Source organism: Lamprobacter modestohalophilus, assembly GCF_016583905.1.
Taxonomy (GTDB): Bacteria; Pseudomonadota; Gammaproteobacteria; order Chromatiales; family Chromatiaceae; genus Lamprobacter; species Lamprobacter modestohalophilus.
In genome coordinates, this window is record NZ_NRRY01000027.1 from 34,199 (window position 1) to 47,234 (window position 13,036).

General features: G+C 62.6%; 8 protein-coding genes. 3 read left to right on the plus strand and 5 right to left on the minus strand.

Going from position 1 to position 13,036, the window contains the following annotated elements:
- Positions 1 to 46 precede the first annotated feature (46 nt).
- Complete coding sequence (locus CKO42_RS27360; protein WP_242479428.1) at positions 47 to 4,141, plus strand: hydantoinase B/oxoprolinase family protein; 4,095 nt, start codon at positions 47 to 49, stop codon at positions 4,139 to 4,141.
- Positions 4,142 to 4,209: 68 nt separating this feature from the next.
- Entirely contained in the window at positions 4,210 to 4,689 is a 480-nt protein-coding gene (locus tag CKO42_RS15685; RefSeq protein ID WP_207148748.1) for a hypothetical protein, read from the plus strand.
- 216 nt (positions 4,690 to 4,905) lie between these two features.
- Here the strand turns inward: CKO42_RS15685 and CKO42_RS15690 are convergent, their stop codons facing one another.
- Together CKO42_RS15690 and CKO42_RS15695 are read right to left on the minus strand one after the other, a co-directional pair.
- Positions 4,906 to 6,723: a SufS family cysteine desulfurase gene (locus CKO42_RS15690; RefSeq protein ID WP_200246077.1), complete on the minus strand. Its 1,818-nt coding sequence runs from the start codon at positions 6,721 to 6,723 to the stop codon at positions 4,906 to 4,908.
- Positions 6,724 to 6,871: 148 nt separating this feature from the next.
- Complete coding sequence (locus CKO42_RS15695; RefSeq protein WP_200246079.1) at positions 6,872 to 8,698, minus strand: diguanylate cyclase; 1,827 nt, start codon at positions 8,696 to 8,698, stop codon at positions 6,872 to 6,874.
- Between the two features lie 316 nt (positions 8,699 to 9,014).
- Between CKO42_RS15695 and CKO42_RS15700 the strand changes: the two genes are divergently transcribed.
- A complete protein-coding gene (locus CKO42_RS15700) occupies positions 9,015 to 10,583 on the plus strand; it encodes a hypothetical protein (protein WP_200246081.1) in 1,569 nt (522 codons plus the stop codon).
- 35 nt (positions 10,584 to 10,618) lie between these two features.
- On the opposite strand, the gene CKO42_RS15705 is transcribed toward CKO42_RS15700, so the two are convergent.
- From CKO42_RS15705 to CKO42_RS15715, 3 genes are all read right to left on the minus strand, one after another.
- Entirely contained in the window at positions 10,619 to 11,524 is a 906-nt protein-coding gene (locus CKO42_RS15705) for a GGDEF domain-containing protein (RefSeq protein WP_200246083.1), read from the minus strand.
- A gap of 150 nt (positions 11,525 to 11,674) precedes the next feature.
- Positions 11,675 to 12,559 carry a carbohydrate deacetylase gene (locus CKO42_RS15710; protein ID WP_200246085.1) on the minus strand — a complete coding sequence of 295 codons (885 nt, stop codon included), beginning with the start codon at positions 12,557 to 12,559 and terminating at the stop codon, positions 11,675 to 11,677.
- A complete protein-coding gene (locus CKO42_RS15715) occupies positions 12,546 to 13,034 on the minus strand; it encodes a GtrA family protein (RefSeq protein WP_200246087.1) in 489 nt (162 codons plus the stop codon). Before CKO42_RS15715 ends, CKO42_RS15710 begins: the two co-directional genes overlap by 14 nt.
- Between the last annotated feature and the right edge of the window lie 2 nt (positions 13,035 to 13,036).

The window sequence follows — 13,036 nt, forward strand, 5'->3', positions numbered from 1 at the left end:
TTAGAATCAGGGGTCGTCACGATGACAACTCGCGAAGTATGCCGCAATGAGCCAGTGCGATTCGGCCGAATCCCAACCACAGCAGTCCTCGGCCACCGGTTGGCAGTTCTGGATCGACCGTGGCGGCACCTTTACCGACATCGTCGGCCGCCGGCCCGATGGTGGCCTCGTCACGCAGAAATTGCTGTCCGAGAACCCTGAGGCCTATGTCGATGCCGCCATCGAAGGCATTCGGCAGCTGCTTGGTCTGGCGCCGCATCAACCCCTGCCGAGTGCCGCAGTCGACGCTGTGAAGATGGGCACCACGGTTGCCACCAACGCACTGCTCGAGCGCAAGGGCGACCGCGTGCTGCTGCTCGTGACGCGCGGCTTTGGTGATGCACTACGCATCGGCTATCAGGCCCGCCCGCGCCTGTTCGAGCGCCAGATCATCCTTCCCGAGATGCTCTACGAGCGCGTTGAAGAGGTCACCGAGCGCGTCAGCGCCGATGGCAGCCTGATCACCCCGCTCGATCTCGACGCGCTGCGCCCGCGTCTCGAGCGGGCCTATCACGACGGCATCCGCGCCGTCGCCATCCTTTGCCTACACGGCTATCGCTACCCTGAGCATGAGCAACGCATCAAGGCCCTCGCCAAGGCGATCGGTTTTGGCCAGATCTCGACCAGCCATGAGATCAGCCCGCTGATCAAGCTGATCGGTCGTGGCGACACCACGGTGGTCGACGCCTACCTCTCGCCGCTACTTCGGCGTTATGTCGAGCAGTTCGAAGGCCTACTCGGTACTAGCACTAGCACTGGCACGAGGGCTGGGGCTGAAACTGGGGCTGAAACGGTGGCTGAAACGGTGGCTGAAACGGTGGCTGAAACTGGGGCTGGAGCTTGGGACGGCGCGGCGCCTAGTGACCGGCGCAACCAGGACCCTGCTGACTACGGCCAGGCTGAGCAAAACAGGAATCACCAAGGTACAGAAGCCGCGAAGACGCAACGCCCAGCGCTCGCAAACGCCAAGCCACGTCTGCAGTTCATGCAATCCCACGGCGGACTGACCGACGCCCATCTGTTCCAGGGCAAGGACGCGATCCTGTCCGGCCCAGCCGGCGGCATCATCGGCGCGGTCGAGACCGCACGCCAGGCCGGCTTCGACAAGCTGATCACCTTCGACATGGGCGGCACCTCAACCGATGTCGCCCACTATGCCGGCACCCTCGAGCGGACCCTCGAGACCCCGGTCGCTGGCGTGCGCCTGCGCGCGCCGATGATGCAGATCCATACCGTCGCCGCTGGCGGCGGCTCGCTGTGCCGATTCGACGGCGCGCGCTATCGGGTCGGACCTGAGAGCGCGGGCGCCGATCCCGGACCGACCTGTTACCGCCGCGGCGGTCCGCTCGCGGTCACCGACTGCAACCTGATGCTCGGCAAGCTCCAGCCGGACTTCTTTCCGGCGGTGTTCGGACCGACTCAGGATCAGCCGCTCGACTTGGATGCGGTGCGGGACGCATTCAGCACATTGGCCGATGAGATTGCCTCGGCAACTGGCGAGCGGCCGATCCCAGAGCAGGTCGCAGAGGGCTTCCTGCGCATCGCCGTGGAGAACATGGCCAATGCGATCAAGACCATCTCGGTGCAGCGCGGCTACGATGTGACCGACTACACCCTGGTCAGCTTTGGTGGCGCCGGAGGTCAGCATGCTTGCGCGGTGGCCGACGCCCTCGGCATGCCGCGGGTGCTGCTGCATCCGCTCGCCGGCGTGCTCTCGGCTTACGGGATGGGGCTCGCCGATGTCCGGGCGCTGCGCGAGCGTTCGCTCGAACAGCCGCTGGATGAGGTGCTCAGCAACGGCGAGCTCGCGGCAGCGCTCGATGCCATCGCGGCCGAGGCCGAGCAGGAGCTGCGCGCCCAATCGATCCCGGTTGAGCGCATCGAGCTGCGTCGCCGACTGCATCTGCGCTACCAAGGTTCTGAAGCTGCGCTTGAGGTGGACTTTGGTAGTAGTTGCAATGAAAGCAGCGGCTACGCTAACTGCAGCAATAGCCGAGAGGATATTGGGAGGAGCGGCGGTATCGACAGCAGTTATGGCAGGAATGGCAACGGCAAAGGTAACCCCGCCATCGGTAGCAGCAGCGGGAGCAGCGGCAGCGGCAGCAGCCGTGACGACAGTACCTTCAACAGTGAACAGGAGCGAACCCTCACCTTCACTGCCGAGAGCTGCGCAGAACTCGCCGCTGAGATCACGCGCACCTTCGAGGCCGCTTATCGCGCCCGCTTCGGCTTCTTGATGCCTGGCACAGCACTGATTGCGGCGAACATCGCTGTCGAGGCCATCGGCAAGGCCGAAGGCTCCTCGGCAGCAGTGAAGGCATCAAAGGGACCAGTGCCACCACCGAGTGCCACCGTCTCGGTGTTCAGCAGCGGAGACTGGCATCCCTCCCCGCTGTTCGAGCGCGCCGCCCTGCACTCGGGCAATTGCATCACCGGCCCCGCGATCATCGTCGAGCAGACCGGCACCACCGTCGTCGAGCCAGGCTGGCAGGCTGAAGTGACCGATCTCGGCAATCTGCTGCTGCAACGGGTCGAGGCCCGCCCCAAGACCCGCGCCATCGGCACCGACTGCGATCCGGTGATGCTCGAGGTCTTCAATAATCTGTTCATGTCGATCGCCGAGCAGATGGGCTATCGGCTGCAGAACACCGCCTTCTCGGTCAACATCAAGGAGCGGCTCGATTTCTCCTGTGCCCTGTTCGATCCGGATGGCGCACTGATCGCCAATGCCCCACACATCCCGGTGCATCTCGGCTCGATGGGCGAGAGCGTGCGCGCGGTGATACGGCATAACGCTGGCCGCATGGCGCCGGGCGATGTCTATGCGCTGAACGCGCCCTACAACGGCGGCACCCATCTGCCCGATGTCACCGTCATCACGCCGGTGTTCGATGCCGCTGGCGAGCAGATCCTGTTCTATGTCGGCAGCCGTGGCCATCATGCCGACATCGGCGGCATCAGCCCCGGCTCGATGCCCGCGCGCTCGCGCTCCGTCGACGAGGAAGGCGTGCTGATCGACAACCTCAAGCTGGTCGAGCGCGGCGTCTTCCAGCGCGAGTCGGTGATGCTGCTGCTCAGCGCCGGCCCCTATCCGGCGCGCAATCCCGAGCAGAACCTTGCCGACCTGCAGGCGCAGATCGCGGCCAACGCCAAGGGGATCGAGGAGCTGCTGAAGATGGTCGACCACTTCGGCCTCGCCACCGTGCAGGCCTACATGGGCCATGTCCAAGCCAACGCGGAGGAATCGGTGCGCCGCGTCATCGAGGTGCTGAAACCGGGTCACTTCCGTGTTGAAATGGACGACGGCGCCGTGATCGCCGTCGCGATCTCGATCGATCGGCAGCGGCGCCAGGCGCGGGTCGACTTCACCGGCACCAGCCCGCAACAGCGGAGCAACTTCAACGCCCCGGCCGCCATCTGTCGCGCCGCCGTGCTCTATGTCTTCCGCACCCTGGTCGAGGATGCGATCCCGCTCAATGAAGGCTGCCTGAAACCGATCGAGCTGATCATCCCGGAAGGCTCGATGCTCAACCCAAGCTATCCAGCTGCGGTGGTCGCCGGCAACGTCGAGACCAGCCAGGCCATCACCGACGCCCTCTATGGCGCGCTTGGCATGCTCGCCGCGGCCCAGGGCACCATGAACAACACCAGCTTCGGCAACGCAAGCCACCAATACTACGAGACCGTCTGCGGCGGCTCCGGCGCCGGCCCCGACTTCGACGGCACCAGCGCGGTGCAGACGCACATGACCAACTCACGCCTCACCGACCCCGAGGTACTGGAGTGGCGCTTCCCCGTGCGCTTGGACGCGTTCTCAATCCGCCGCGGCTCGGGCGGCAATGGCCGTCATCGGGGTGGCGATGGCGTCGAGCGGCGCATCCGTTTCTTGGAGCCGATGGACGTCGGCATCCTCGCCAATCGCCGACGGGTGCCGCCCTTCGGCCTTGCCGGCGGCGAGCCGGGCGCCTGCGGTCGCAACTGGATCGAGCGCGCCGACGGCAGCATCGAGCCGCTCAGCGGCACCGACACCTGCACTGCCGCACCCAATGACGTCTTTGTGCTGCAAACGCCCGGCGGCGGTGGATTTGGACAGGTGGTTTGACGCGGACCGCGACCACCTCAACATGGCTTGTTAGAGTCCCGAACAATCACCAAGGTTAAGTACCGATGATGAAACCTATCATTCTCTTCGCCCTCCTCCTGCTGCCTGCCATCCTCCCCGCGGCACCGCTGTCAGTCGGTGACCCGCTTCCCGCGCTCAGCCTGGTGGATCAGCATGACAAGCCGCAGAGCATCAGCCCCGAAACACGCCTGATCCTCTTCTCGGCCAGCCGCGATGCAGCCAGCCTGATTGAGGATGCACTCGCCGGACAAACCGGCGACAGCCTCGCCGCAGCCGGCATCGTCTACGTCGCCGATATCGACGGCATGCCGCCGGTGGTCTCCAAGCTGGTCGCACTGCCACAGATGCGGAAGCTGCCCTATCCGATGCTGCTCGGTCATGAGGCCGAAGACACGGCGATGATTCCCCGCGAGCGCGGCAAGGTGACGCTGATCGAGGCCGAGGGCGGCACCGTCACAGCGATTCGAGAGATCGATGATCCCGCCATTCTGAAGCAGGCCCTCACTGCGGCCCACGACCAAGAATAGATCGATCACGGCCTAACGCTCATGGCTGAGCGCCACGCCGGAAAATGAATCACGTTAGATTCACGTTATAGCCATTCGCGCTGACTTCCAGACAAGTTGAGCCTGAAATCCCGATATTTTTAGCGCGTTTTGTCCGCCAACCAGGTGGAACGGCTATATCGGGCAGCGTTGTGCCTTTGCGCACAACGATCGTCAGGGCCTGCGCAATGCCTATGCTCAGGTCTCCCGCGCCAACGCCTTCAGGCGTTGCACCATCGCCTCGAGCCCATTGCGCCGTGACAAGCTCAGATTGGCATCGAGGCCGATGCGGTCGAAAAAGCCATCGACATCGAAGGCCAGAATCGATGCAGCCGACTGTCCAGAGCAGATCCGCTGCAGCAGCGCGATCAGACCTCGCACGATCGCCGCATCGCTGTCGGCGAGAAATTCGATCACCGCCTCCGAGCCCGGCTTGCGACGAGCCGCCAAATAAACGGTGCTCTGACAGCCGCGGACGAGGTTCGCCTCGGTCTTCAGCGATGGCGGCATCGGAGGCAGCCGTTCGCCGAGTTCGATGAGATAGTCATGCCGCGTGGGCCAGTCCGGCAGCAATGCAAAATCCTCGGCAATGGCGTCCGCGGCAGCCTGCGGGGAATCCGCAGCGGCGGCTGGGTAGGCCGGTTCGACGCCCGCGACCTCGTTCAGGTTCATGCCGTCGGCCGGCGCAGCGCTCGAGTTGGAACCGAACACCTGCGACCTCGGCGCGAGATCAGCCTGATCAACCTGCAACCTGCCTGCACGCGCTGCCGCCCGGAGACCGGCCTGCTGCAGGATCTCAGCGAGCGCGTCGGCGAGTCGATCGACATCGTCGCGCGAATTGTAGAGCGCCAGCGATGCCCGAGCGGTCGAGGACACACCGAGCCGCTCCATCAATGGCTGGCAGCAGTGGTGTCCGGTGCGAATACTGATCCCGCGCAGGTCGAGCTGGGTGCCGACATCGAGCGACGCGAGCGGCGGATCGGTCACGACAAACGAGATCACGCCGCTCTTGCGCGCCGCCCTACCCTTGATCTCGACACCGGGGATCGGCGCGAGCCGTTCGGTCGCGTAGGCAAGCAAAGCCTGCTCATAGACACTGACCTGCTCAAAGTCGCGCTCAGACAGCCAGTCGATCGCGGCACCCAGCCCAATCACGCCGGAGATGTTCGGCGTGCCGGCCTCGAAGCGGCTCGGCAGGCCAGCATAGGTGGTGCCCGTAAAGCTGACCCGCTCGATCATGTCGCCGCCGCCCTGATACGGTGGCATCGCCTCGAGCAGCGCCCGCTTGCCATAGAGCACGCCAATCCCGGTCGGACCATAGAGCTTGTGGCCCGAGAAGGCGTAGAAATCGGCATCCAGCGCCTGCACGTCGGTGCGCCCGTGGGCAACCCACTGGGCGCCGTCGATCAGCGCCAGCGCGCCGGCCGCATGGGCCTCGGCGATGATCTCCCGCACCGGGTTGATGGTGCCGAGTGCGTTGGAGACATGATTGACGGCAACCAGCCGCGTGCGTGGCGAGAGCAGGCGCCGATAGGCGGCCAAGTCCAGCTCACCGGCGTCGTTGATCGGGATGACCTTGATCCGCGCGCCACTGGCCTCTGCGGCCAACTGCCAGGGCACGATATTGGAATGGTGCTCGAGGGTGGAGAGGATGATCTCGTCACCGGGCTGTAGATTGGCGCGGCCCCAAGCCGCGGCGACTAAATTGATCGACCCGGTGGTGCCGCTGGTGAACAGGCACTCGGCTGGCTCGGCTGCGTTGATGAAGCGGGCGACGGTGGCACGCGCCTCCTCATAGCGCCGGGTGGCGCCCTGCGAGAGCTGATAGACGGCGCGATGGATATTGGCATGCTGGTGGCGCTGATACTCGGCGACCGCATCGATCACCCTGCTCGGCTGCTGGGTGCTAGCGGCACTGTCAAGAAACACCAGCGGCCTGCCGCTGGAGTGGGCCTCAAAGAGCGGAAATTCTGCGCGAATCGCGGTGTGATCGATTGGCATCGGTGATGTCGGCATGCAATGGTCTCGGGCGTGATGGACAAGCGGCTCGGGCGTCGCACGGGGCACGGATCAAGCCTGGCTCAGGCCTGGCGCGGGCGGCGCGGATCAAGCCTGGCGCGGGCATGGCTCGGGCGGTGCAGATCGAGCCTGGCTCAGGCGCGGCTCAGGCGACCTCGGCGGCTGGAATGCTGTCGTGGATGACGACCCGATTCCGCCCCAACTGCTTCGCTGCGTAAAGTGAGGCGTCGGCGCGTGCCAAAAGTGACTCAGGGCTATCGTTCTCCCTAATGCAGGTGACACCAATGCTGACCGTGAGTGCGATCTGATGAGACTCAAAGAGCCTTGGCTCCGCAGCAACGCAGGCGCGGATACGCTCCGCGGTTTGCAGGGCACCCTCAGCGTTGGTTTCGAATAAGAGCGCGGCGAATTCCTCGCCGCCAAGGCGCGCAAGGAGGTCACCGCGTCGCAAACAGCTTTGCGCCAGCGTCGCAAACTGGCGCAGCAACGCGTCGCCAGCCGCATGACCGTAGGTGTCGTTAACGACCTTAAAGTGATCGAGATCGAACGCCAGCACCGCAACGCTCATTGCGTGGCGGACAAAGTGCGCAATCGCAGCGTCTAAGCGCTCAAGGAACAAACGCCGGTTTGCGATCTCGGTGAGCCCGTCGTAGAAGGCATAATACTGCAGCAGATCCCGCTGTTGCCGGCGTTCGTCGACATCGATATCGATGCCGCGAAAACCGACGATCTCCCCAGACTGGTCCCGCATGGGCATGCCGCTGGTGGAGACCCAAAGCCGGCGTCCGTTGCAGTCGACGACCTGATTCTCGAACCCGGCGAGGTAATCGCCTTCGCGGATCATTGCGAGGCCTAAGTCGCGCATCTGGTCGCGCTCTTCGGCCGGCATGATGTCCCAAAACGCGCGCCCAATCAGTTCCTCAGGCCGATACCCCAGCACCGTCTCGACCGAGTCCGAGACATCGGTGTAATAGCCATCTTGGTCGACGTCCCAGGCATAGCTTCGGCTCTGTCCTGCTAGCTCCGCGTAGCGCGCCTCAGAACGCTCGGCGCGGTCGCGCGCCTCCGTCAGCGCCTCATTGAGTTGTTCGAGTAGTGCTGTTTGCTTACTCGACTGTCGCTGCCGCCAGCTGAAGAAACCGGCCAGCAGCGCCGACAAGGCCAAGACCACCAATGAAGCCCACAGCCAGCGCAAATCGGGCGGAGATTCAATCCAGGCCGCCAGCCAGCGATTCTCGATCTCGCGACGGTCTTCCGCGGTCAGCGATTGCGTCATGGCATCGAAGAACGGCAACCACTCTGGGCGATCATTGCGCACCGCAATCGCCAAGTCCCAGCGATCGGCAAACCGGCCAGCCACCTTCAGTTCATGAAGCTGCGCCTGCTGAATCGCAAAGGCCACGGTGGCCAGCGAGTCGATCAGCCCGTAGGCCTCCCCGCGCCGGACTCGCTCTAGGCCCTCGCTGATATTCTCGACCTCGATAAATCGGATCTGCGGATAGCGTTCGCGAACCAGCTCGGTGTAGGCGTAGCCCTTCACCGCCGCCAGTGTCTTATCCGCAACCTCCTCCAGGCGGCTGACCGAGGGCGCTCCGCTGCGCGTGGCCAAGACGAATGGATAGCTGACATAAGGCTTGGTGAAGAGCCAATGCTGGCTGCGACCCGGCGTCTTCATGGCCAGGGTCAGCACATCGCACTCGCGCCGCTTGGCCTTCTCGAGGGACGCCTCCCAAGACTCAGTCGGCACGATCTCGGTCCGCAGCCCGACACGATCGGTCATGCGCTGCCAGTACTCGGCCGCCATGCCTTGATGCTGGCCTTGCTTGTCGAGGTACTCGAAGGGTGCCCAGGCCGGATCGACACAGAGCCGCACCGGACGCTCAGCATCCGGCGCGGCACTCGCGCCCATCAGCGGCAGCGCGATCAGGGCAGAGAGGGCCAACAACAGTAGAGACAGGGCAAATCGATGCACAGAGCGCTCAACTAAGAGGTCAACGAACAGGTTAACGAACAGGTCAACGAACAGGTCAGCAATCAAGACGTAAGGTTGACTGAAGTGCTTGCCAGAAACAATGCAAAGTTTCGCGCAACGCTTTCTCGCCGAGTCCGTACGAGATCCCTTACGGGCAGGGACCGATGATGAGTTCAGGTTTTCTCGGACGAATACGCCACCTGGCTGTGGATAATTGATCCACGGCCATGGCACAACCCTGAGAGAGGCGTCGCAATACTGCGCACAGGGTTTTCATGATGTCTTGGCGATACCCTACCATCCTGAGTCAGGACCGATGAATACCCGATTTCCACCGAGCGAGAGACAAGAGGCAGAAGGCGCACTCCATGCCGAATTGCGGGGCGTCGCGAGCGATACTCCGGTGATCTTGGATTTTGACGAGACGCTCTGGCTCCGCAATTCGACCGAGATGTATCTCCAAAGCCTGTGGCCAAGGCTGCCCGCGGTACTCATTCTGTTAGCGCTGGAGTGGCTGCGTCCCTGGTGTTGGCTAACCCGCAAAGATGCGGTGAGCCGCTATCGCGACTGGCTCCGGGTGCTAACGACCACGCTACTGATGCCTTGGAATCTGCTGTTATGGCGGCGCAAGGCTGTACAGCTCGGCCCGCGCTATGCCAACCGCCGATTGCTGGGAATGCTGGGAAAGGGACCCGCCGTGCCCTTGGTCGCGACCTTCGGCCTACGGCCCATCGTTGAGCCGCTTCTGCGGGCCATCGATCCACGGCTGCGCCTCTGCGTCGTCGGCGGTTTCTGGTCAGCGTTCAGGTTGCGCCGGCAAGGAAAATGGGCGGCGCTCCAGCAGGTGCTCGGCGAGCAGACTGCACGGCGAGCACTGTACGTCACCGATAGCGCAGAAGATCAGGATGTGCTGGACGCTGTCCGGCACCCGGTACTCGCGCGCTGGCCGGATGCACGCTACGAGGACGCCTTAGCGCGGGGCTACATTCCGTTTCTTTACAGCAGCCGTGGCAAGCGCACCGGAAAGCAATACATGAGCCAAGTCGTGCTGAAACGCGACGTCATGGTGCTCATTCTTGCGTTCGCCTGGACCCAGCCGAGCCCGATCCTCGCCGCGGCCGCCTTGCTGTTCATGCATCTGTCGTTCTGGCTGGTTTATGAGATCGGCTATCAGGAGAACGACGTCATTGGTGAGCAGTGCGAGCAAGCTCCGACGCTGGCTAGCGGCTATTCCGAGATGCGCGATCGCATGGACCCTGCAGCGGCGTGGACTGCCTCTTTATCGATCGCAGCGCCAGGCCTCTTGCTGCTGCTATACGCCACCGATGCACCGGTCTCAAGCGGCCAGATGATGCATGGTCTTGCCGCGCTCGCGTTCGGCTGGGCCTGCTATCTGATCGCCGCTCGCCAAGCATTCAAGCTCTACAATCAACGCCAACCTGAGTCACGCGGCCTGCTGTACTTGCTGTTACAGCTATTCCGATCGGTCGGCTATGCCCTCTTCATACCAGCGACGACCGTCGGTGCGGCTCTCTGTATCGCACACGTTCTGGTCAGTTGGCTGCCCTATCTCGCCTATCGTTACAGCGGACTGCGCCTGGAAACGCCAGATCGGCTGCTGTATATCGTGCATTTCCTGTTCATTGCATTGACCTTGGGACTGATGTCGAGAGACCTGGCCGCGCTTCTCACGTCCCAAAGCGCCGCAATCCTGCTTTACTTCGGCTGGCGTGCCCGTCAGGAAGCGCAGATCTGGCTGCAGAGCGCTGGAAGGATTGATGAGGCGCCAAGAGGTGGCGAGTCAGAGAAATCCCAGGGTACTAACCAGGAGGCCAATTGCCTGCTTGGGCCTCGGGCTGCCGAGGTCAACGCGACGATCGAATGACCGCTCTGCCGCAACGGCAGGTCGGCTAGTCCCTTCTAGGCCATTTGACATGCGGAGGCTGGACAGACTCGATCACGGCCCAGATGCTTGGCCGCATAGAGCGCCGTATCGGCGCGCTTGATGACCTCATCACCAGCCCGATCATCCATACTGCTCTCAGCGATCCCTGCGCTGACAGTGACCCTGATCGGTGGCTCGACCATACCGAAGCGGGCCGTCGCAAGCGTCTTGCGCAGACGCTCCATTGAGCGTTGTGCCTGGTCTGCCTCAGTGTTTGGCATCAAGACGATGAACTCCTCGCCGCCCCAGCGCGCCGCCCAATCGGCCTCGCGCAGCGATCGCCGCAACAACTTTGCGAAATTGGAGAGCACGCGATCGCCGACCAAATGCCCGTAAGTGTCATTGACCTGCTTGAAGAGGTCCAAGTCAAGCATTGCGATGCAATAAGGCCGCTGGGTGCGCTGGCTCTCCGCGTGGACGCGCTTGAGCGAGTAGAGGAAGCTGTGGCGGTTGAGCAGATGCGTAAGCTGATCGTGCTCGGCCTGATAGGCGAGCTTTTGCTCGGCACGCTTACGCTGCGAAATATCGATGTGAACGCCAATGATCAGCAGCGGTTGTCCATGCTCGTCGCGCTCTGCGATGCGAGCTCGATCTTCGACCCAGATCCAGCGTCCGTCGCGATGACGCATACGGTACTCACTCCGCAACCGCTCACCATCGCCATTAATGAGCTCAACAAGCGACTCGTTAGCCCCATCGACCTCATGCGGATGTAATGCGCTGCGCCACCAGTCCAACGTTGGATTGATTTCTCTCAGCGAATAGCCAAGCATCGCGAGATACCGAGCATCAGCGCAGATCGTTCCGGTTCGCAGATCGATATGGTAAATCCCAATCTCACTCGCATCGAGCGCCAGGTCCAATCGTCGCTTTGCATCCATTAGTCGCTACTCCGGTCAACGGGCAGTGCGCGTCGCGCAATGCCACGAGGCGTTCTGACTCGATCTGCGTGCACCAGATTCAGACGCAGAACAGACCCACAGCCGCTCGCCCAGAGGTATATGCCGCACTGATAGGCCATATTGATGCTGCTATGCTGTGGCTGTCAGAGAAGGGCGATCCGGCACAGGCTGGACCAGATCTGCATAGGAGGTCAGCGCGATGCCGTAATCATCTAATAGGTGACGCGCCAATGGATATTTCAATGCAGCAAGCTCCTTCTCCCACTGATAGCCCCAATGGCTGTATTCACCGGACGAATCCCTCTGACCAGGATGGCACATCAGCTCGCAGACGCCGCTGGCAGGAAGCCCCTGCAACAAACCCACCAGCCGACTAGCCGTCAGCCGTCCACCGAAAAAGAAGCCACGAAAATGGTTGGCTAAAACCATAGGATCATCACGACGGCGGACAGCGAAGCGGTTGAGCACTGCCAACTGAGCAGCCCGCGACAACCGCCGTGGCCGCGAGAACATCGACAGATTGAGTGGCTCAAGTGGACAACGGATCGCAGCAATGTGATAGCGGCGCGCGAGTTCAGCCGCAATCTCCCAAACCCGAGGTAGCAGATGCAGGTGCTGGTGGCTGTCGAGATGGCTCACCGGCAAGCCTGTATCCAGAACCCGACGCACCTGAGCATCGAGCTCGGCCGCCACCTCGGCCAACGCGATGCGGCCGCTCAAATAACGGCGAGTAAAATCAACCGCGTGCCGATGCAGGCGGCCGTCGCCGTCAACCAGGCTGGGGATAGTAGCAGGGTCGCAAAGCGGCCGTTCCTCGGTGAGCGTGAGATGGACTCCAAGATCCAACGATGGAGTCGCGCGGCAGCGACGAACGGCATCATCAAGGGCCGCTCCATTGGCCATGATAGAGCTTGAGGTGACCAGCCCATCTTGATGGGCCTCGAGGATGCCGGCATTCACCGGCTCGCTGAGACCAAGGTCGTCGGCGTGAACAATGAGTCTAAGCGCGTTCATGGCTCATTACCGGTAGCTGCGCTCGGAAGGTCCAGAGCTTGTTGCCATAGAAGTTGAGCAAGACGACGGCTAGGGTTGTGATGCCCCAAACGGTCAGATGCGATCCATGGAGCAGATCGACGAACAGCAACAAGCTCAGGCTGCTCAGCGCCAGTCCCACCAGATTAAGTAAAAGGAATCGCGGCAATTGGCGCGCGAGCGGCCCGCTTGCACGGAAGGTCCAACGCTTATTGAGCAGAAAGCTCGAGACCATCCCCGCCGAATAGCCTAAGGCGTTAGACACGGCGCCATTGGTCGATTCCAGCCCCAATCGCAAGGCCATGCCATCAATCAATAGATTGAGGCCAGCACCGAACTGGGCAGAGCTGTAACAGACCTGAAAGACCAGCAGACTCACCAAGACGTTGATACAACCAACGACGGCGAATCGAATGAACTGGCCTTTGGTTTCGCCTTGATCGTGGTGCGCGCACATGC